This is a genomic window from Cobetia sp. 4B (genome assembly GCF_018831605.1).
GTDB classification, from domain to species: Bacteria; Pseudomonadota; Gammaproteobacteria; order Pseudomonadales; family Halomonadaceae; genus Cobetia; species Cobetia amphilecti.
Map to the genome: position 1 here is coordinate 3,223,422 of NZ_CP059843.1, position 20,923 is coordinate 3,244,344.

The window sequence follows — 20,923 nt, forward strand, 5'->3', positions numbered from 1 at the left end:
AGAATCGGCGCGCCCAGTGAGCACGCCGACCTTGATCTCCTGCGTCGTTATCGTTCTGCGATCGTGTCGCCAAAAGCGTGGTTAGCTGATGCCTCTTGCCACACGGCGACTGGCGCCCATCCCGCGCGCCAGCGGGCTCACATCAGGTTGCGGTCGGTCAGGAAGCTGACCACGGACTCGTAGACCTTGCCGGTCAGCTCATTCTTCTCGGCCCACACCTTCCACTCCTGCTGCGCGATGCGACGGAACTTGGCGCGCTCTTCCGGTGCCATGTCGATCACCTCGATATCCGGATTGGCACGCGCCGCGCTCACCGCCTTGATGTCACGCGCCTTGAGGGTGAAGACCATGTCGTAGGCCATCGCGTCGGTAGCGGTCTCCATGATCGCCTTGAGATCCGCCGGCAGGCCGTCCCAGATGCCCTTGTTCATCGATACCGCCACCATCGGCAAGGAGTGGAAGCCCGGGTAGGACGGGTACTTGGCGAAACTGTGCAGGCCCTGGTCATCATTGGTGGCGAAGACGGTGTAATCCGCCGCGTCGATCACGCCCTTCTCCAGACCGGTGTAGACCTCGGAGCCCGGCAGGTTGACGGGCGCCGCGCCGGCCTTCTGGAAGATGTTGTAGACCATGCCTTCCGGGGCACGCACCTTGAGGCCCTTGAGGTCATCGACGGTGCGTACCGGCTTCTTGGAGACGAAGGACTCAAGCCCGGTGGCGCCCGCGCCGATCAGGTGCACGCCGTAGGGCTCGACCAGCTCGTTGTAGAGCTCCTCACCGCCGCCGTGCTGCATGTACTCGAGATATTCCAGCGGGTCACCCCAGGCGCCCACCAGGTTGCCCAGCATGCCGAAGGCCGGATTCTGGCCCGAGAAGTAGGAAGGATCGGTCAGATGGCCCTGCAGGATGCCGGCGCTGACGGCGTCCAGCGTCTGGTTGGCCTGCACCACGGCATTGACCGGCAGGATCTCGATGGCGATGCGGCCATCCGACATGGTCTTGATGCTGTCGGCCCAGGCCTTCTTGACCTCGAACTGCGGCTCCCCGGCCGTCTCGGAGGTCTGGAAGGTCCATTCGTACTCGGCGGCCCAGCTCGGTGTGGCGATCAGCGTGGCGGCCACGGCGGTGGACAGGGCCAGCGCCTTGAGCGTGACACGGGCGGGAGCGGCAGTGGTGAGCGGCGAGGTAGTGGTGAGCGACGAGATAGTGGAACGCGGCATGGTGAAACTCCTGGCTTGTTGTTATGACGTTCTATGGTCAGTGGAAGACGTGCAGACACTTTCCGGCGTGGCGAAACGCCGCAAGGTGCCGTTCACTCGCTTGATAGCGGTGCAGACAGACTGGGCAGCTGGCCGAAGCGGCGCAGCAGCTCCAGCGGTTCCTGGGCGCGCCCGGCGGGATGGCTGCCTTCAGAGGCCGCAGGCATGGCAAGCCCGAGGTCCTGGCCGGTGCGGTCCAGCACATGCAGGGTCGCGGCGTGGGCGGCATCGGGCTGGCGCAGACGAATCGCCTCCATCACCGCGCGATGGCGGCCGAGGCTGTCACCCAGCTCCGAGGCATTGTGATTGGAAGTCGCCACCAGCAGGCTGATCGACGGCTTGAGCACATGGCCAAGCTGCGCCCAGATGACGTTGTGGGTCGCGGCGAAGATGGCGTCGTGGAAGGCGATATCGGCGCGGTCAAACTCCTCCATGGCGCTGCCGCCATGCACCGCCGCGGCCATGCCGTCGTAGGCCTGCTCGATGGCGGACAGGTCCTGGGCGGTGGCCTCGGTGGCCGCCAGGGCGGCGACGAAGGGTTCGATGGAGATACGGAAGGCGTAGATGTCCCGTGCCAGCTGCGGATGCGGCATCGCGTAGCGCGTCATCCAGCCGGTCACGCGCGGATCGAGCAGATGCCACTCGCTGAGCGGATTGACGCGGGTGCCCTGGCCGGTGGTACGGGTGAGAATCCCGGCATTGACCAGGCTCTGGATCGCGGTGCGCACGGTGGCGCGGCTCTGGGCGTGCTGATCGCACAGGTCCAGCTCACGAGGAATCAGGCTGCCCGGCGGGTAGCGATTCTCGAAGATGGCCTGCGCCAGCCATTCGGCGACATCGACACGCGCGGTCGAGGTGTCTCCAGCTGAGGCAGACGTTCCAGAAGAGGCATTGGTGCGCGGGCTGCCGCCAGCGGCACTCGTGGGAGGCGTGGTCATGATCGAACGTTCCTTGATGGCGTGGCGCGTCATTTGTTGCTCGCGCACATCCTTCATGGGATGCATCGCGGCGCGCTCTTGTCCGTCAAGGAATAGCCCATGTCAGACATGCCAACAAGACACCCTAGACCAAGGGTGAGACCCGACTTTGGTCACACCTTTACGCAACTCCCTGTTGCGAAAGGGCTATTCAGGTACTGGCAATTTCCCCGTGTGCTGGCGTCAGGCCGTGAATCGCACGCGGCCGATCGACACCGTACGCTCGGCACCGCTGTCCGCGACCACCGTTCTCAGCGCTGCCTCGCCTGCCGCGCCGAAACTGGCCGACAGCTCGATCTGGCTGACGCCCTGGGCGACCAGCTCACTGACAAGCCGCTCGGCGGCCCTCAGCGTCCCCAGCGTGGCGACGGAAATGCGGACCTCGCCGCTGCCCTGACTGCTCAGTGAGGTATTGCCGCTGTTCTCGACCAGGATCAGAAAGGCATGGTGCTGCATGACGGCCATGAGAGCCTCCTTGCACGAAGATGAGCAGAGTGTGTCCGGCATCGAGAATAGCGTAGCGCGTCCGCTCCCAGGCACAGGCTGATCTTTCTGAGCGCTGGTTGACCACTCTCCCACCCCGCTGTGCATCACGCCACTCGGCCTCGTCTGGCCGTGGTGCGGGCACAAAAAAACGCCTGCCGCTTGCGCGACAGGCGTTTCTTGTCTGGTGCATGACAGCGTTACGCACTGTCAGCACTGCTACGGTGAGGGCCAGCCGGGCTGGCACCTCGTCACGCCTCAGGCGTAGACCGGCAGACGTGCACAGACGGCGGAGACCTTGGCCTGCACCTCGGCTTCGGCAGCGGCGGAATCGCCAGCGACCATCGCATCGAGGATATCGCAGATCCAGCCGGCCAGTTCCAGACACTCCTGCTCCTGGAAGCCACGCGTGGTGACGGCCGGGGTACCGATACGCAGACCGGAGGTGACGAACGGCGATTGCGGGTCACCCGGTACGGCGTTCTTGTTGACGGTGATGTGGGCACGGCCCAGCGCAGCGTCAGCGTCCTTGCCGGTCAGACCCTGCTTGACCAGAGACAGCAGGAACAGGTGGTCTTCGGTGCCGCCGGAGACGACTTCGAAGCCGCGCTCCAGGAACACGGACGCCATCGCCTTGGCGTTCTTGACCACTTGCTTCTGGTAAGTGGTGAAGGCCGGGTCCATCGCTTCCTTGAAGCACACTGCCTTGGCCGCGATGACGTGCATCAGCGGGCCGCCCTGGCCGCCCGGGAAGACAGCGGAGTTCAGCTTCTTCTCGATGTCGGCATTGCCTTCGGCGGACAGGATCAGGCCGCCACGCGGACCGCGCAGGGTCTTGTGCGTGGTGGTGGTGACGACGTGGGCATGGGGCAGCGGGCTCGGGTAGACGCCAGCGGCGACCAGACCGGCCACGTGGGCCATGTCGACCAGCAGGTAGGCACCCACTTCGTCGGCGATCTTGCGGAACTCGGCCCAGTCGATGATCTGGGAGTAGGCGGAGAAGCCGGCGATGATCATCTTCGGCTTGTGCTCACGCGCCAGACGCGCGACTTCGGCGTAGTCGATCAGGCCGTTCTCGCCCAGACCGTACTGCACGGCGTTGTAGTGCTTGCCGGAGAAGTTCGGACGTGCACCGTGAGTCAGGTGGCCACCCGCGTCCAGGCTCATGCCCAGAATGGTGTCGCCCGGCGAGACCAGCGCCTGGAAGACGGCACTGTTGGCCTGGGAACCGGCGTGCGGCTGAACGTTGGCGTAGGTAGCACCGAACAGTTCGCAGGCACGATCGATGGCCAGCTGCTCGACCTTGTCGACGAACTCGCAACCGCCGTAGTAACGCTTGCCCGGGTAGCCTTCCGCGTACTTGTTGGTCAGCTGGGAGCCTTGCGCCTGGATGACGCGGGGGCTGGCGTAGTTCTCGGAGGCGATCAGCTCGATGTGAGCTTCCTGGCGAACGACTTCGTCGTCCATGGCGCTCAGGAGCGCATCATCAAAACCGGCAATCTGCATGTCACGGGTGAACATCGGGTGTCCTCGCCTGAAGGGTGATGACGACAGCGAATTCCGGCGCGGCCGGCTCGCCATCTGGGGGTAAGATCAGGACCAGCATGATACCTCAGCCAGCGGTCCGATTCACATGAATCAGCATCATTGTTAACGCAAGACGGCCCCATGACCGAGACAACGATCATGAGGCCGCAGGTTGAGATCGTAAGGTGCCATCATCCGGCGCTGCGATGACGAGGCCTGATGGCGCTCACTGCAGGGCGCGCAGCCCCGCCATCGGCGGCTGACGCCTTACTTCTCGTGACAGCCAGAAGCCCAGCCCGCCGATCAACACGCCGCCCGCCAGCGGCAGCAGCACCCACAGCCACGGATGCAGCACCACCGGCAGTCCCAGCCAGCCGGAATAGAGTCCGACCGCCGCGCCTTCGGCGAGCATCGCCGCCAGCAGCCCACTGAGCAGGCCGAGCAGCACGAACTCAGCGGCCTGCAGGCGTGCCAGCAGCCCCTGACCGGCGCCGAACACCTTGTACAGCGCGCCTTCGTGCTCACGTGCCGGACGACTGGCTACCAGCGCCGCGTAGAGCACGCTGGCGCCCGCCAGCAGCACCAGCCCCAGAATCAGCTCCACCGCGCGCGACACCTGGGCGATCAGCTCCTGCACGCGGGTCAGGATGGCGTCGATATTGATCAACGATACGCTGGGGTAGTCGCGCACCAGCGGCGCCAGCTTGCGCTCGTCTTCGAGATGAAACGCCGTCATGTAGCTGTGGGCGAAGCTCTCGAGCGCACCGGGCGGGAAGATGACGTAGAAGTTGGGCAGGAAGCTGTCCCAGTCGACATGGCGCAGATTGACCACCTGCGCCTTGACGGTCTCGCTGCCGATGGTGAACGACAGGCTGTCACCGATGACCAGCCCCATGCGCTCGGCAAGCTCCTCCTCCATCGACACCGGCACGCCCTGCGTGGCGGCGAGGCGACTGCGCGTCTCGCTGTCTGCATCGGCGAAGTCACTGATCGGCGCCCACTCGCCCGCCGACAGGCGGTTGTGGTCCGGCAGGTCACGATGCCAGGTCAGGTTAAGCTCACGCTGCGGGACGCCCTGCTGCTCGCCATCCCCCTCGTCACTACGCCCTTCCTGCATGCCGCCTGCCGCCGGCTGATCCGACTGGGCTGCCTGCAGACGCTGCTGGGTGCGTCCCAGCAGGGACTCACCCTTGAGCGCCGTGATACGTCCACGCACCATCGGGTAGAGCTCGCTCTGGCTGTCGCCGGCCTGCTCATCCACCATCGCGGTCAGCTGCTCGCCGAAGGCCTGCTGCTCTCCGGGCTGGATATTGATCGCGAAGTGATTGGGCGCATTGGTCGGAATCTGCGCCTGCCAGCGGGTGATGAGATCACCGCGTACCAGCGCGATCAACGCCATCGCCGCGAAGGTCACGGCAAAGGCGACCAGCTGACCGAGGCTGGCACCGCGCCGCCTGGCCAGCATGCCGCCGGCGAGGCGAATCGGCCGGCTCCAGCCGCCCTGACCGCGCATGCGCGCCACCACCTTGAGCATCAGCGACAGCAGCAGCTGCCCCGCCACCATCAGCAGCCCCAGCGCGATGATGCCACCGACCAGCAGGCCGGCCGCCAGCATGAGATCGCCCGAGTAGAGCCACATCAGGGCGCCGAACACCAGACTGGCGATCGCCACCACCACCCACGCCGAGGCAGGCAGCGGGGCCAGCTCACGCCGCAGCACCTTGAGCGCACTGACCTGACGCAGACGCAGCAGCATCGGGCCGGCAAAGCCGACCAGCACCGCCAGCGCCGTCAGAATCCCCAACGCCAGCGGCAGCGGCCCCGGTGCGGGCAGCTCCAGCGGCAGGAAGCGCTCCAGCAGCGCCACCAGCCCCATCTGCCCCAACAGGCCCAGCACTGCACCCCCGGTACTCGCCAACAGGGCCAACCAGCCAAGCTGGGCCGCGAACAACCGTGACAGTTGACGCTGAGAGGCACCGAAGCAGCGCCACAGCGCGGCGCTATCCAGATGACGCTCCACATAGCGGCGCGTCGACATCGCCACCGCGACCCCGGCCAGCAGCACCGCCACCAGCCCGGCCAGACTCAGGTACTTGTCGGCACGCTCCAGTGAGCGCCCCAGGCGCGGGCGGTCTTCGCGCACGTCCTTGAGCCGCACCTCGGCGTTGTCGGCACTCGCCAGCAGCGGCGCGATGGCATCACGTGCCTGCTGCACCGCCGCCGGATCGCCCGCCGCCAGCAGGCGATATTCCATCCGCGAGCCGGGCTGGATCAGACCGGTGGCGTCGAGATCCTGTATGTTGAACATCAGGCGCGGACTGAACTCGGAAAAGCCGCCCTGCTGATCAGGCTCACGCGTGATCAGGCCACTGATGGTCAGCTGCTTGCGCCCGACCGTCAGGGTATCGCCGACCTCGGCCGACAGCGCCATGGCCAGACGTGGCACGATCCAGGCCTCGCCCGGTGGCGGAATCTCCGCGCGTGAACTGGCGCCTGGCGCCTGAGCATCCTCGCCCGAGGCATCCGACTCCAGTTCCACCCGCCCGGCGAGCGGATAGCCCGGTGACACCGCCTTGAGACTCGAGAGCACGAAGCTGTCGCCGTGCGAGGCCATCGAGACCATGCCCAGCTGCGGCGACATCTCAAGCCCCGCCGCGCGGAAGGCCTCGGCGAAGCGCGGGTCGAGCGGGTTGCTGGACTCCAGCACCAGGTCCCCGCCGAGCAGCTGGCTCGCCTGGCGATTGAGGCCACGGTCGAGACGATCCAGGAAGAAGCCGATCATGGTGGTCGCGGCGACCGCCAGCATCAACGCCAGAAAGAGCGCACGCACATCACTGGCGCGCAGGTCACGCAGCAGGCCACGCAGCGCCAGCGGCAGGCGCGCCCCACGCGGGCGCTGCGCGTTGGCGGAAGATGTCGCCGCGCGGTCAGACACCCGGGACTCAGACATCGTCGCCTCCTTGTGGCGTCGCCACGGCCGGCGCACTCGCCTCATCCTTCCACTCCACCAGCTTGCCGGCCTCGAGATTCAGGCAGCGATCACAGCGCCTGGCCAGCGTCAGATCATGGGTGACCAGAATCAGCGTGGTGCCCCGCTCGCGGTTGAGGGTGAACAGCAGCTCCGCGATGCGCTCGCCGGTGGCGGTATCCAGATTGCCGGTCGGCTCATCGGCGAACACCAGCCCCGGCCCCGCGACGAAGGCGCGCGCGATGGCCACGCGCTGCTGCTCGCCGCCGGACAGGTGACGCGGCAGGTGATCGAGTCGCTCTCCCAGTCCGACCCGCGCCAGCCAGTCACGTGCCTGCGCCTCGATATCGCCCTGCGGGGCCAGCTCCAGCGGCATCAGCACGTTCTCCAGCGCCGTCAGCGTCGGCAGCAGCTGGAAGTTCTGGAACACGAAGCCGACCTGTCCCGCGCGCAGCGCCGCACGGCCATCCTCATCAAGCCCTGCAAGCGAGCTTCCGAACAGGCGAATATCGCCCTCGCTCGGGCTGTCCAGCCCCGCCAGCAGGCCCAGCAGCGTCGACTTGCCGGAACCGCTGGCCCCAATGATGGCGACGCTCTCACCGGCCTGCACGGCAAGCTCCAGGTCTTCGAGGATGGTCAGGCGCCCTTCGCCACTGGTCACCCGCTGCGCCAGCCCGCTCACTTCCAGCACCGGCGCAGGCGTTGCGCTGGCCTGCGCGTCTGACGAGGTTTGATCCGACGCAGGGGTCACGTCGTTAATGGAGGCGTTATGTGACATCGTGTCTGCTCGCTTATGGTAGAGAACGGGGTGGGCACGAACTCCAGACCCCGAAACGGGTATGAATAGTGTGCAGATGATGGAGATGATGAATGCAGAAATGGCTAGTGAATCGCCGTGACACCCAGTGCCTGGCGAGCGGTGGCAAAGCCCCCGGCACGCAGGGACTCAAGCGGCTGCGCAATGCCCTCGCCAGTACGGCACTGAGCCTCGTGGCCGTGCTGACGCCTCAGGTGGCGCTGGCCGATGCGCCGGCCCCGTGGCTGGTGGTCGGTGACTCCATCTCGGCCGGTTACGGCATCGACAGCAGCCAGGGCTGGGTCACGCTGCTCGACGAGCGCCTCGAGGACAGCCTGGGCAGCGATGCGCCGGAGGTCATCAATGCCAGCATCAGCGGCGACACGACTGAAGGCGGCCTCAACCGTCTGCCGGCCCTGCTCGCGCGACACGACCCTTCACTGGTGATGATCGAACTGGGCGGCAACGACGGCCTGCGTGGCCTGCCCCCCGCCCGCATGCAGGCCAATCTGGCCAGCATGATCGAGGCCGTGGAGGACGCCGATGCCCAGCCCGTGCTGCTCGGCATCGAGATTCCGCCCAATTACGGCCCGGCCTACACCGATGCCTTCCGGCAGGTCTACCGGGACCTGGCCGACGAATATTCCGTGCCGCTGGTACCCTTCATCCTCGAGGGCATCGCCACGGCCCCGGCCAGCGAGAAGCTGATGCAGCAGGACCGCATTCACCCCACCGCCAAGGCGCAACCGCAGCTGCTCGACACCATCTGGCCGACACTCGCGCCGCTGGCGCAACACACGGCATCAGCGGAGTGATCAATATCAGGCGCGGCGCATATCACGACAGCTTGCATGCGCCTACCTTGCCGCGAGATGACAATCCGCGCCTGCCTGATCAGTGCCTGTCAGGCAGGCCATCTGGGCCATGAGGCCTTGCAGCGCTGACGTCATCAGCCCGGGTCGTCGGTCGTCGGGGCCAGGCCCCATCCTCACAGGGAGTACTGCCATGAGTAAATCCAACAACAGGAAGGCGGATGCCGGCAAGGCGCATTCGAAGGCCAGGGATGCCAAGGGCAAGGACGCCAAGGGCAAGGCCAGCAAGAAGCACGCCACTGGCGATGCCCCGCGCATGACGCTGGGGCCGGTTTCCAGTGACGCCTACCCCTACGACGAGCGCCTCAAGCGCAAGGTCTATGAGGCCGAGAAGCGCGCGCTGCAGATCGAGCTGCTCAAGGTGCAGCATTGGCTGCGCGACAGTGGCGGACGCCTGGCCATCGTGTTCGAGGGGCGTGACGCCGCCGGCAAGGGCGGCACCATCAAGCGCTTCATGGAGTATCTCAATCCGCGTTTCGCGCGCATCGTCGCTCTCGACAAGCCCAACGAGACGGAAAAGGGTCAGTGGTATTTCCAGCGCTATGTCTCGCGCTTTCCCACCAGTGGCGAAATCGTGCTGTTCGATCGCAGCTGGTACAACCGCGCGGGGGTCGAGGCGGTGATGGGCTTCGCCACCCCGGAGGAAGTCGAACGCTTTCTGGTGCAGGTGCCCCAGCAGGAGCGCCTGTGGGTCGAGGATGGCCTGCACCTGGTCAAGCTGTACTTCTCGGTGTCCCGCGAGGAGCAATCGATCCGCTTCGCCAAGCGCGCCGCCGACCCGCTGACCCACTGGAAGCTGTCACCGATGGACGCCGTGGCGCAGAAGAAATGGGATGAGTACACCGATGCCGCCGAGGCGATGTTCGCGCGCACGCACAGCGATCATGCGCCCTGGACGCTGATCCGCTCCGACGACAAGCGCCGGGCCCGTATCGGCGCGCTGCGCCATGTGCTCAGTCAGCTCGACTACCCCGGCAAGGACAAGAAGATGATCGGCACCCCGGACCCGCTGATCGTGGTGGATGCCGATCGCCTCATCCTGCCCGACGACTGACGATCGAGTCGCGGGCTGTGCGCCGACGGCGCGGCTCGCTCAGGTCGATTGTGACAGCTCCGCCGGTGCCTTCTGCAGCTGCTGCAGGCCGAGTCCGGCCAGAATCAGCACCAGCCCCGCCAGCGTCGAGGTCAATATCGGCTCGCCGACGATGAAGTGCAGCAGCGTCAATGAGATGGGCGGCGACAGGAAGATCAGGTTGGAGACCTTGGCGGTGCGCGACACCTTGTGCACCGCCAGCTGCCAGAGCACGAAGGCGATACCCATCTCGCACAGGCCGACATAGATGCCCGCCGTCAGCGCCTGGGGGTTGGCGCTGGCGCCGATGAAGTTGCCAAAGCCCGGCCCGAAGGCCACCAGCAGCGTCAGCACCGGCAAGGCGATGCTGAAATTCTGCCACTGGGCGACCAGCGGCGCGCGCGGGTCACGTGCATTCAGCAACCAGTAGAGCGCCCACAGCAGGGTCGAGCCCAGCGCCAGCCCGACGCCCAGCGGGTCGGCGAAGGCGACATTGAATATCTCGCCACGCGTGGCGATGGTCCACACACCGGCGTAGGCGATCAGCCCCGCCGCGACATCGATGCGCGTCAGACGCTGCGCGAGGATCGGCACGGCGAGAAAGGCCATCGCCAGCGCCCAGGTGTAATTGAGCGCCATCGCCTCCTGGCCCGGCAGCCGCGCGTAGGCGCCGAACAGCACCAGATAGTAGCCGACCGGATTCATCAGTCCGGCCCAGAGTGCCGTACGCCAGCCGCCCCGCCAGCCGGTGGTGAGCGCTTCGCGCAGCTTGCCCTGACGCCACATCAGCACGCCGATCAACAGCCACGACACCAGTGCCGCCAGCCATACCAGCTCCAGCGGCGACATCTGCTCAAGCGCCAGCTTGAAGGCGGTCGCCACCGTCGACCACAGGGCCACGGCGCCCAGACCGTAGAGCATGGCTTCCCTATCCTGACTCATGGCATCCTTCCTCGCATTTCGGGTATCGCCTTCCTGGCGATGAGTGTCATGGCGATGGCAGCGACAATGCCCACGGCCTGACATTCGAGCATCGCGTGCCCTGCCCGCTGCTGCAAGCCGCGCCACCAAAAAGGAATTTCGTGAATGACTGATGCCACCGATCCGCAAGCCGCGCCGACACCTGTGCCCCCTGCGGGAGATGCCCCGACCACGGCACTGGTCAGCGCCTATCGCCTGGATGGCAAGGGCGGCGCCAGCCTGCTCGATGACGACAGCCTGCGCGAGCAATGGCAGGACCCCGAAGCGCTGATCTGGATGCACCTCGATTACACCCGCGGCGACGTCAATGATTACCTGGACGACCTTGCCCAGCTGGATGAGCCGAGCATCGAGGCCCTGACCGAGCTGGACACCCGCCCGCGCGTGGCGCGCTTCGGCGGCGGCATGGTCACCACGCTGCGCGGCATCAACCTCAATCCCGGCGCCGCGCCGGAGGACCTGCTGTCACTGCGCCTGTGGATGAGCCCGACGCGCCTGATCACCCTGCGCCGCCGGCCGTTCCAGTCGATCACTCAGGTGCGAGAGCAACTGGAAGCCGGCCAGGGCGCGGAAAACATCTCCTGGCTGCTGGCGATGCTCAGCGATGCGCTGGTCGATCGCGTGGCGGAGCTCAGCCATCGCCTCGATGAGCAGCTCGCCATCATCGAGGAAGACCAGCTCAATGATGTCGAGATCGACCCCGATGACATTACCCGCCTGCGGCGCCCCCTGATCACCCTGCGACGCTTCATGGGGCCGCAGCGCGACTGTCTGGCACAACTCTCCCAGGGGCCGTTGTGGATCGATGAACAGGCGCGTCTGGACCTGCGCGAGATCGCCAACCAGCTGTCGCGCTACGTGGAGGATTTCCAGGCCATGCAGGAGCGCGCGCTGATCATCCATGAACAGCGCATGAGCGAGCACAACGAGCAGCTCAACCAGCGCATGTATCTGCTGTCGGTCATCACCGCCGTCTTCCTGCCGCTGGGCTTTCTCACCGGCCTGCTGGGGGTCAACGTCGGCGGCATACCGGGCAGCGACAGCCAGTGGGGCTTCGCTGCCTTCGTCGGCATCACGCTGGGCGTGGTGGCGATGCAGATGTGGCTGCTCAAGCGCAAGAAGTGGTGGTGAACGAACCCATGGCGTAGCGGAGCTGCTTGCAAGCGCTGCTTACGAGCCCTGCTCACGACTGGCGCGGTCGATATGGCCCAGATCGCGCTCAGGATCGAGCACATCACGCACGCGCTGCTTGAGGTCACGACTGTCGGGGAAGCCGCCGTCGCGCTTGCGCTCCCACAGTACCAGCCACTCAGAATCTGGAGTGGCCTGGCACAGCACCTCGAAATGGCCGCCGTGACTCGGCGCCAAGGCCACCTCACCGAGGTCTTCTCCGAAGGTGGACAGCAGTTCCTGTGCATACCAGGCCGCTCGCAACAGCCAGTTGCAGCCGGTGCAGTAGTGAATCCGGACTTTCAGCGTGGATGCCTGATCCATGGTGGTGCCTACTCCAATCAATGATGTAATGATCACTTCACTGCACTGTCGCACAATGGTCAACACCAAAAACCTACACACAAACTGTACATAAACTATACTCGGCGCAGTCATTCCTTCAGTGACGTCGCACTGCGATCGATCCTTCTTCAACCGGCGGCACGGGCGTGATCTGCATCACGACTTCCCGTATATGACGCCGATAGCGGAGCCCTGGCCACATGTCACCCCTGTCTTCCTCTACCGAGGCCTCCTCACCGTCAGACGCTCAAGACCGCGAGACTGAGCGGGAGTCTGCAGACAAAGCCCACGAGAGGCCGTCGGGCAGCGGTCAGAGTCGCTTCTTCGAGCGCATGACCGGCGATGAAGATTCGCGCATGTGCAAGGACATCTCCGAGGATGCCTGCCACCAGCAACCCGGCAATTTCTGGCGTCACCTGCTGGCCTCGCTGGGCACCAAGCTGGCCGACGAGATGGCCAGTGCGCGGCTGGTGCTGCCGTGGCTATTGGGGTTGATCGGGGCGCCGGTGTGGATGGTGGGGCTGCTGGTGCCGATTCGCGAGGCGGGCGCCCTGCTGCCTCAGCTGCTGGTGGCAGGCTTCATTCGTCCACTGCCGCAACGCAAGTGGGTGTGGGTCGCCGGGGCCTCCATCCAGGCACTGATGGCACTGGGGCTGGTGATGATCAGCCTGCTTGCCGAGGGCAACTTCGCCACGCGTCACGGACTCGATGGCACCCTCGCGGGCAGCCTGGTACTGATCCTGTTGATCCTGCTGTCGCTCGGGCGCGGGGTGGCCTCCATCGCCACCAAGGATGTGCTGGGCAAGACCATCGCCAAGAAGCGCCGTGGGCGCCTGATGGGCTGGAGTGGCAGTGTGGCGGGGGCGATGACCCTGCTGGCCGGCGTCGCCTTGATGCTGCTGGGCGAGCAGCCCGGTCAGCAGGTGCTGGCGATACTGATGGCCATCGCGGCGCTGGGCTGGACACTCAATGCCCTGTGCGCCGCCATGATCCACGAGGACAGCGGTGCCACCAGCGGCGGCGCCAATGCCTGGGAAACGGTGCGCGACGGGGTCATCCAGCTCAAGCATGACGCCGCCTTCCGCAACTTCAATCTGGCACGCGCCCTGCTGCTCTCAAGCGCGCTGGCACTGCCGTATATCGCCTTGCTCGGCCAGCAGCAGAGCGGTGAAAGCCTGGGCGGACTGGGCGTGCTGGTGGTGGTATCAGGACTGGCCGGCATGCTGGCCAGCCCCATCTGGGGCAGGCTGGCCGACACCTCCAGTCGCCGCGTGATGCGCAACGCAGGGGCCGGCGCTGCCGTCTGCTGCGCCCTGGCCGGCAGCATGGCCTGGTGGCCACAGGCGCTGGCCGACAACATCTGGAGCTACGCGCTGGTCTACGGGCTGCTGGTGATCGCCCACGCCGGTATCCGCCTGGGACGCAAGACCTACGTGGTCGATCTCGCCACCTCTGACAACCGCGCCCTCTACGTCGCACTCTCCAACACCCTGACCGGCGTGCTGATGCTGGTACTGGGGTTGTTGATCGGCGGGCTCGCCCAGTGGCTGGGCAGTGAATGGTTGCTGATGATCCTGGCGGTCGTCGCGGCCTGTGCCGCGCTCTGCGCACAGCGCCTGCCGGAGGTGGAGGACGACTGAACATCCGGGGCGGGCGTGACGGCTCCCCTTTTACCCCTGTACCCCTCTCTCCCCCTTATCTATCTGATCGACTCTCACGCTGACAGGGCCTGACAACGATGTCGGGCCCTGTCACATTAGCGGCTGCGATTGCATAAGCCGCGTCTCCCCGCCATAGTGAAACCGATCATGGTGCTGGAATGTCCGGGCACACGGACAGGCACCCTATACCCGTACTCTCGGGCTCGGTCTTCAGGGCCGGGTTCTTAAGCCGCAAGGATCAGAGTCAGATGAAAAGACCCCACATGATCAGCCCCGAGCTGCTCGAGAGAGTCGTGAATGCCTCGGACGATGGCATCGTGGTGGCGGAACAGGAAGGCGATGAGAACATCCTGATCTACGTGAATCAGGGCTTCGAGCGCCTCACCGGTTACAGCGCCGACGAGATTCTCTACCGCGATTGCCGCTTCCTGCAAAATGATGACCGCGATCAGCCGCAGCTGGACAACATTCGTGCCGCGCTGCGCGACAAGCGCCCGTGCCGCGAGATACTGCGCAACTATCGCAAGGATGGCAGCCTGTTCTGGAATGAACTTTCCATGACACCGGTCTTCGATGAGCATGACAACCTGCAGTATTTCGTTGGCGTCCAGAAGGATGTCACCGGCCTGATGACCGCCAAGGAAGAGCTGGAACGCCTGCGCGCGGAGCACCCCAGCGAGTCCAACTGAGCGCCGGACGCTCAAGGCCGCTGAGTGAAGAACGGTCACTGAAGAGCAGTCACTGAAGATCAGGTGCCGCATGGCACCATCAACGCCCACCCCACCGGTGGGCGTTGTCGTTGTGGGCCTCTCGCCTTTGGCAATTGGCGAAAGCTCTGACAGGCTGAGCGAAAGGCTTGTCATCCTCGTCAACGGGCGGTATATAGCCAGAGAGCCTTCGGCGCATCGCCGCTGGCGGTGCCCGGTATCACAGGCCAGTCCAGGCGCTGGATATCGGGTAGGTCGTTCCAAGATCGTGAGGTCCGCCCATGGCCCGTGAACAATTCCTCGATGATATCGATGCCACGGCACTCGCCGAAGACAGCCCCACCGATGTGGACTTCGAGCTGTCGTCCTCCAGCGCACCTGCCAAGCCACAACGCAATGACTCCCGCCAACGTCTTGAAGCCCTGCTCGAGGAGCGCGCCCTGGCTCGCTCCATCCGCGAAGGCTGGGACGATGAAGCCGACGACGATGATCTGATCGACGCCAGCGACTGGGGCGAAGAGGAGTAAGCTCGCCACCAGCGGCGTGCAGGGGAAGGGATACCAGGGAACGGACAGGCCATGGAAGGGGTCGACGTCAGGACAGGGAATGTCATGCAGTGAGTCGCCGCGCTCGCCTGGCACAGGCTGCCCGGCTGGCCAAGCGTGACGCCGGGCACTATCATCTGCGCGTCATTCCATTCTCCAACCAAATTGGGATTCCATGGCGCAATACGTCTATACCATGAACCGGGTGGGCAAGGTCGTTCCCCCGAAGCGCGAGATTCTCAAGGACATCTCGCTGTCCTTCTTCCCGGGTGCCAAGATCGGTGTGCTCGGTCTCAACGGCTCGGGCAAGTCCTCGCTGCTGCGCATCATGGCCGGCGTCGATCAGGACTACAACGGCGAAGCACGTCCCATGCCGGGTCTGAATGTCGGCTACCTTCCCCAGGAGCCGGAACTGGATGATTCCAAGAACGTGCGCGAGTGCGTGGAAGAATCCCTGGCCCACATCAAGAACGCCCAGACCGAACTTGATGAAGTCTATGCCGCCTACGCCGAGCCGGACGCCGATTTCGACGCCCTCGCCGCGCGTCAGGCCAAGCTGGAAGACCTGATCCAGGCCTCTGACGCCCACAACCTCGAGCGCAAGCTGGAAGTGGCCGCCGAAGCACTGCGCCTGCCGCCGTGGGATGCCAATGTCGGCGTGCTGTCCGGTGGTGAGCGCCGCCGTGTCGCACTGTGCCGCCTGCTGCTCTCGAGCCCGGACATGCTGCTGCTGGACGAGCCGACCAACCACCTGGACGCCGAATCCGTCGCCTGGCTGGAACGCTTCCTGCACGACTACTCCGGTACCGTGGTCGCCATCACCCACGACCGCTACTTCCTCGACAACGTCGCCGGCTGGATTCTCGAGCTGGACCGTGGCCAGGGCATTCCCTTCGAAGGCAACTATTCCTCGTGGCTCGAGCAGAAGGACGCTCGCCTGCAGCAGGAAGCCAAGCAGGAAGCCTCGCGCAACAAGGCCATCCAGCAGGAGCTCGAGTGGGTTCGTCAGAATCCCAAGGGCCGTCAGGCCAAGAGCAAGGCGCGTCTCAACCGCTTCGAGGAAATGCAGTCCGGTGATTTCCAGAAGCGCAACGAGACCAACGAGATCTACATTCCGCCGGGACCGCGCCTGGGCGACAAGGTCATCGAGCTGCACAACGTCACCAAGCGTTTCGACGACAAGCTGCTGTTCGATGATCTGTCCTTCACCATCCCCCAGGGTGCCATCGTGGGTATCGTCGGCGGCAACGGTGCGGGCAAGTCCACGCTGTTCAAGCTGGTGACCGGCAAGGACACTCCGGACAGCGGCGAAGTCGTGCTGGGCGAGACCGTCAAGGTCGCCTACGTCGAGCAGCTGCGTGATGGCCTGGAAGACAATCAGACCGTCTGGGAAGCCGTCTCCGGCGGTCAGGACATGCTCAACATCAATGGCCATGAAGTCTCGTCGCGCGCCTATGTCGGCCGCTTCAACTTCAAGGGCACTGACCAGCAGAAGCGTCTGTCTGATCTGTCCGGTGGTGAGCGTGGCCGTCTGCAGCTGGCCCAGACCCTGAAGCAGGCTGCCAACGTGCTGCTGCTGGATGAGCCGTCCAACGACCTGGACATCGAGACCCTGCGTGCACTGGAAGAGGCCCTGCTGGCCTTCCCGGGCTGCGCGATGGTCATCTCGCACGACCGCTGGTTCCTGGATCGCATCGCGACCCACATCCTCGCCTACGAGGGTGACTCCAACGTGGTGTTCTTCGAAGGCAGCTATACCGAGTACGAAGCGGACTATCACGCGCGTGTCGGCAACGATGCTCCCAAGCGCATGAAGTACAAGCGTATCGACGCCTGATGAGCCTGCAAGGTCAGCCACGCTGATCGACGCAAGCCGCTAGACGCCCTCACCGGTCATCCGGTGGGGGCGTCTTGCCATCGGGCCCTGCTGTTCGTTCCAGTCTGTCTGCCCTGCTCGGTTCTGCCCGCTCTGCCCGCGTTGCTCTGCCCTGTTCTGCTTCTTTTCTCCCCTCCTCACCCCCTGAACCCTCCTGCCAGCACGTCATGCTGACTTGCAGTGCTCGGCGCGAGCCGTCATAACAGGAGCTTGCCAATCCATCCGTTCGGGAACCGTCTATGAATCGCTGGCTACAGCAACCCCTCATGTGGCTGCGAACCTGGACCACCAGCATCGCCTATCTCCCCAGCATGCTGGCCATGGTCTATACCCTGCTGGGACTGATCTCGGTGATGCCCTCCGGGCTGCCGGACCCTTCCTCGCTGACGAATAGCGACTTTTTCGAAGCACTGACCTTCAAGGAACATGACACCCCGCGCACCTTGCTGGCGGCGCTGGTCGGCGGCCTGATCTCGCTGATGGTCTTCAGTTTCACCATGGTGATGAGCGTGCTCACCCAGGCCGGCGCGCAGTTCTCCCACAAGCTGCTGCTGGGCCTGGTGACCGAACGTCATCACCAGCTGGTGCTCGGTCACTACCTGGGCAGTCTGCTGTTCCTGCTGGTCAATCTGATGGTGCCCAATACGGGCGACTCCCCGACCCTGTGGCGCTCGCTGGCGGTCTATCTGGGCGTGCTGATGATGGTCAATTGCCTGGGGATGTTCGTCTACTTCATCCATCAGGTCTCGCAGTCGGTGCAGATCAATGCCGTCGCGCGGCGACTCTCCGGCCGCACCCGCCTCTCGCTGGAGCGCCTGCGTCAGCGCAATCGTGACGATGGCTTCTGCGAGCGCGAGGTCAACCGAGACGACGACCAGTGCCAGCTGCTGCGGGCACGCCGGCGCGGCTACATCCAGCAGGTCGACTTCTCGGCGCTGCGCCAGCTGGCCATCAAGCATGACATGGTGGTGCATCTGGATTTCGCGCTGGGCGCCTTCATCGTCAGCGGCATGCCCTTGATGCGCATCGAGTGGCCCAACGGCCTGCCAGAGAGCGCGACGGCGGGGGAAGAACTCGATGAAGAGCAGCAGGCCGAGTTGATCAAGAACCTGCGTGCCGCGCTTGGCTATCTGGATGGGGAGTCCGTCGAGGACCTGCACGAGCACGGCTTGACCCAGCTGATGGAAGTCGCCATCAAGGCGCTGTCGCCCGGCATCAATGACCCCGGCACGGCACGGCTGTGCATGCACCAGCTGACGGAGCTGCTCAGCGAGCGCATGTCAGTGCCGCTGTGCAATTGTTGCGTGGATGATCACAAGGCCGTTCGCGTCAGCTGGCAGATGGAGTCCTTCGCAAGCCTCCTCTACCGCTCCATCACGCCGATTCTGCATTATGGCCGTGATGACCTCTCGATCTGTCTGGCCCTGCTGGAGCTGTTGAAGACCCTGTCGCTGATGGGCGCGCAATACGGCCATCTGGTGCTGCTGCAACAGCATGCCGACAAGGTGGTGGAGGCGATTCTCGCCCAGGCCGAATTCGAGGTGGATCGTCGTTTCATCGAACACGGCCTGCAGGCCGGTCACCATCGTCTGAACCTGCCCAGCCCTCAGTGGTAAAAAAGGCCAGCGCCTGAACGAGCAACGCCCGCGACGGTCGATCACCGTCGCGGGCGTTGCTGTCTCTGAGCCGTACTATTTCTGAGCCGTACTATCCGATCACATGACGGCTTGCGGCCTGTTGCCGTCAGCCTGACCAGCGACAGGAAATCAAAGCCTCACGGCTTGCGGCGGCTCTTGAAGAAGGACACCAGGAACAGCACCAGGAAGATCACGAACAGGACCTTGGCGATGGTCGCTGCGGTGCCGGCGATGCCGCCGAAGCCCAGTACGGCGGCAATGACAGCGACGATCAGAAAGATGATGGCGTAGTTGAGCATGTCAATTCCTTATGTCATGTGAGAATTGTCGCGGCGGAGTCAGCCCCTGATGGATGACGCCTCAGGCGCACTCCAGAGTGCTGAAAGCGGCGATCAGGAGGCGTGTCAGCCACCTGACTCGTTATTGCCAAGATGGTAATAAACTAAAGCTTTGTCAACATGATGTCGCACTTCAGTAAAAGAATTTGCCTCAGCCCTTCTGATGGGTTGAAAGCCTGCTCCGTCATCCGCACGTCTTGTCATAGGCACACGATAGGCGGCACTCGGTTGACCGCACGCATGCAGCTCGGGCAGGTGATGTTGCTTGTCGGGTGCCGCTTTACACAGCAAAGGCCCCGTTCGGCGAGATGCCGAACGGGGGCCTTTGCTGTGTGCATCACTCGCGTCATCCCCCTGACAGCGGCGAATGATCGATGCCAGGGGTATCGGTCGCTACAGCGCGGCGATCAAGGCCTCAGCGTAGGCGACGAGATCGGGCTCGCTCATCACCTCGACGCGGTTCAATCCACTGTCGAGACTCGCCGGCTGACCGTGGCGAACCAGCAAGGTACGTGGATAGCCCGCACCACCGATGCGCTCACTCAGCTGTGCATGAGCATCGCTGAGATAGACCCCACGGGTCTGCTGCACGCACAGGGTCACCAGTGGCAGACCGCCACGGGCAAGCGCCGCCTCGAAGGCAGGCAATGCCGGACGCTGACGCTCGGTGCAATCCGGGCACCATTCCGCGACCTGATTGAGCACGAAGGTATCGCCAGCGGCCAACCGCGCTTCCACCTCGGCCAGAGTGACGTGAGAAGAGATGTCGTTGCTCATGGTTCACCTCAGTACAGGGACGGATCGGTTTTCTCGGGACGTGTCTTGAAGCGACGGTGCAGCCACAGATACTGCTCGGGATGCTTGCGGATCGCCCCTTCGATGAAGGCGTTGATGCGCGTGGCATCGGCGACGTCATCGCCACTCGGGAAGTTGTCCAGCGCCGGCAGATACTCCAGCGTATAGGTACGATTGTCCGGATTGCGGTGGAACATCAAGGGCATCACCGGCGCGCCCGTCATGCGGGCGATCTTGGCCGTCAGCTTGATGGAGGCGGCATCGATGCCGAAGAACGGCGCGAACACGCTGACCTCGCGGCCGAAGTCCTGATCCGGTGAATACCACACGCCATGGCCGCTCTTGATGCGACGCACCACGCCCCGCAGGTCGTGACGATCGATGGCGATCCCGAAGATGCGATTGCGCGCACGGGTCATGAAGCGCTCGAACAGCGGGTTGTCGTGGGGGCGATAGACGACATCGGCCGGGAAGAACAGCGAGTGCAGTGCGCCGCCCAGATCCAGGGTCGAGAAGTGGATGCCCACGATGAGCGCCCCCTTGCCCTGGGCCATGGCGCGCTCCATGTGCTCCTGCCCCTTGAAGGTCACGCGATCACGCATGTGCTCCGGATCACGACACCAGCCGGTGGCCGTCTCGAAGATACCGATGCCGTTGGCGTGGAAGGTCTTGCGCACCTGACGCGCGCGCTCCGCCTCGCTCCACTCGGGAAAGCACAGCTTGAGATTGGTGTCGGTGATATGACGACGACGCTTGCCGAAGCGCCATGCCAGCTCACCAAGGCCACGCCCCAGCCACAACTTGGCGCACCAGGGCAGATAGGCCGAAGCCTTCATGGCACCGATGCCCAGCCAGGTCAGCCAGTAGCGGGGGTGTGTAAAACTCTCGGGATAGCTCTTCTTGGCCATGACTCT

At 64.6% G+C, this 20,923-nt stretch carries 19 protein-coding genes; 8 read left to right on the plus strand and 11 right to left on the minus strand.

Going from position 1 to position 20,923, the window contains the following annotated elements; genetic code table 11:
* Nucleotides 1-137: 137 nt before the first annotated feature.
* The 6 genes from H2O77_RS13315 to H2O77_RS13340 all read right to left on the minus strand — a co-directional run bounded on the left by H2O77_RS13315 (nt 138) and on the right by H2O77_RS13340 (nt 7,992).
* Nucleotides 138-1,220 (minus strand): TRAP transporter substrate-binding protein, encoded by a 1,083-nt coding sequence (locus H2O77_RS13315; protein WP_215823289.1) that lies wholly within the window; start codon nt 1,218-1,220, stop codon nt 138-140.
* 92 nt (nt 1,221-1,312) lie between these two features.
* Nucleotides 1,313-2,263: an FCD domain-containing protein gene (locus H2O77_RS13320; protein ID WP_240548606.1), complete on the minus strand. Its 951-nt coding sequence runs from the start codon at nt 2,261-2,263 to the stop codon at nt 1,313-1,315.
* 156 nt (nt 2,264-2,419) lie between these two features.
* The gene (locus tag H2O77_RS13325; RefSeq protein WP_153636358.1) at nt 2,420-2,701 is read right to left on the minus strand and encodes a DUF6506 family protein; all 282 of its coding nucleotides are present in this window, start codon (nt 2,699-2,701) and stop codon (nt 2,420-2,422) included.
* A gap of 276 nt (nt 2,702-2,977) precedes the next feature.
* A complete protein-coding gene (gene glyA / locus H2O77_RS13330) occupies nt 2,978-4,240 on the minus strand; it encodes a serine hydroxymethyltransferase (protein ID WP_054555546.1) in 1,263 nt (420 codons plus the stop codon).
* A 232-nt stretch (nt 4,241-4,472) separates the two neighbouring features.
* Nucleotides 4,473-7,196, minus strand: coding sequence for an FtsX-like permease family protein (locus H2O77_RS13335; RefSeq protein ID WP_215823290.1), 2,724 nt, complete (start codon nt 7,194-7,196; stop codon nt 4,473-4,475).
* The gene (locus tag H2O77_RS13340) at nt 7,189-7,992 is read right to left on the minus strand and encodes an ABC transporter ATP-binding protein (RefSeq protein WP_215823291.1); all 804 of its coding nucleotides are present in this window, start codon (nt 7,990-7,992) and stop codon (nt 7,189-7,191) included. Before H2O77_RS13340 ends, H2O77_RS13335 begins: the two co-directional genes overlap by 8 nt.
* 92 nt (nt 7,993-8,084) lie before the next feature.
* Here H2O77_RS13340 and H2O77_RS13345 point away from each other — a divergent pair, with 92 nt between their 5' ends.
* Together H2O77_RS13345 and ppk2 are read left to right on the plus strand one after the other, a co-directional pair.
* Complete coding sequence (locus tag H2O77_RS13345; RefSeq protein ID WP_215823292.1) at nt 8,085-8,825, plus strand: arylesterase; 741 nt, start codon at nt 8,085-8,087, stop codon at nt 8,823-8,825.
* A gap of 190 nt (nt 8,826-9,015) precedes the next feature.
* Complete coding sequence (gene ppk2 / locus H2O77_RS13350) at nt 9,016-9,936, plus strand: polyphosphate kinase 2 (protein ID WP_240548607.1); 921 nt, start codon at nt 9,016-9,018, stop codon at nt 9,934-9,936.
* A gap of 39 nt (nt 9,937-9,975) precedes the next feature.
* Here the strand turns inward: ppk2 and H2O77_RS13355 are convergent, their stop codons facing one another.
* Entirely contained in the window at nt 9,976-10,896 is a 921-nt protein-coding gene (locus tag H2O77_RS13355; protein ID WP_043331386.1) for a DMT family transporter, read from the minus strand.
* Nucleotides 10,897-11,040: 144 nt separating this feature from the next.
* Here H2O77_RS13355 and H2O77_RS13360 point away from each other — a divergent pair, with 144 nt between their 5' ends.
* Entirely contained in the window at nt 11,041-12,066 is a 1,026-nt protein-coding gene (locus H2O77_RS13360) for a zinc transporter ZntB (protein ID WP_215823293.1), read from the plus strand.
* A gap of 39 nt (nt 12,067-12,105) precedes the next feature.
* On the opposite strand, the gene H2O77_RS13365 is transcribed toward H2O77_RS13360, so the two are convergent.
* On the minus strand, nt 12,106-12,429 hold the full coding sequence (locus H2O77_RS13365) for a SelT/SelW/SelH family protein (protein WP_054555551.1): 324 nt from the start codon (nt 12,427-12,429) through the stop codon (nt 12,106-12,108).
* Nucleotides 12,430-12,782: 353 nt separating this feature from the next.
* Between H2O77_RS13365 and H2O77_RS13370 the strand changes: the two genes are divergently transcribed.
* The 5 genes from H2O77_RS13370 (at nt 12,783) to H2O77_RS13390 (ending at nt 18,855) form a co-directional block, all read left to right on the plus strand.
* Entirely contained in the window at nt 12,783-14,090 is a 1,308-nt protein-coding gene (locus tag H2O77_RS13370) for an MFS transporter (RefSeq protein ID WP_240548813.1), read from the plus strand.
* 269 nt (nt 14,091-14,359) lie between these two features.
* Nucleotides 14,360-14,800, plus strand: coding sequence for a PAS sensor domain-containing protein (locus H2O77_RS13375; protein ID WP_043331389.1), 441 nt, complete (start codon nt 14,360-14,362; stop codon nt 14,798-14,800).
* Between the two features lie 299 nt (nt 14,801-15,099).
* Complete coding sequence (locus tag H2O77_RS13380) at nt 15,100-15,345, plus strand: hypothetical protein (RefSeq protein WP_054555553.1); 246 nt, start codon at nt 15,100-15,102, stop codon at nt 15,343-15,345.
* Between the two features lie 193 nt (nt 15,346-15,538).
* The gene (gene ettA, locus H2O77_RS13385) at nt 15,539-17,200 is read left to right on the plus strand and encodes an energy-dependent translational throttle protein EttA (protein ID WP_043331392.1); all 1,662 of its coding nucleotides are present in this window, start codon (nt 15,539-15,541) and stop codon (nt 17,198-17,200) included.
* Nucleotides 17,201-17,505: 305 nt separating this feature from the next.
* Nucleotides 17,506-18,855, plus strand: coding sequence for a DUF2254 domain-containing protein (locus H2O77_RS13390; RefSeq protein WP_215823295.1), 1,350 nt, complete (start codon nt 17,506-17,508; stop codon nt 18,853-18,855).
* A gap of 158 nt (nt 18,856-19,013) precedes the next feature.
* Here the strand turns inward: H2O77_RS13390 and H2O77_RS13395 are convergent, their stop codons facing one another.
* From H2O77_RS13395 to lpxL, 3 genes are all read right to left on the minus strand, one after another.
* Complete coding sequence (locus H2O77_RS13395) at nt 19,014-19,175, minus strand: DUF1328 domain-containing protein (RefSeq protein WP_043331394.1); 162 nt, start codon at nt 19,173-19,175, stop codon at nt 19,014-19,016.
* Nucleotides 19,176-19,607: 432 nt separating this feature from the next.
* Entirely contained in the window at nt 19,608-19,991 is a 384-nt protein-coding gene (locus H2O77_RS13400; RefSeq protein ID WP_043331395.1) for a hypothetical protein, read from the minus strand.
* Nucleotides 19,992-19,999: 8 nt separating this feature from the next.
* Nucleotides 20,000-20,917, minus strand: coding sequence for an LpxL/LpxP family Kdo(2)-lipid IV(A) lauroyl/palmitoleoyl acyltransferase (gene lpxL, locus H2O77_RS13405; RefSeq protein ID WP_215823296.1), 918 nt, complete (start codon nt 20,915-20,917; stop codon nt 20,000-20,002).
* Nucleotides 20,918-20,923: the final 6 nt, after the last annotated feature.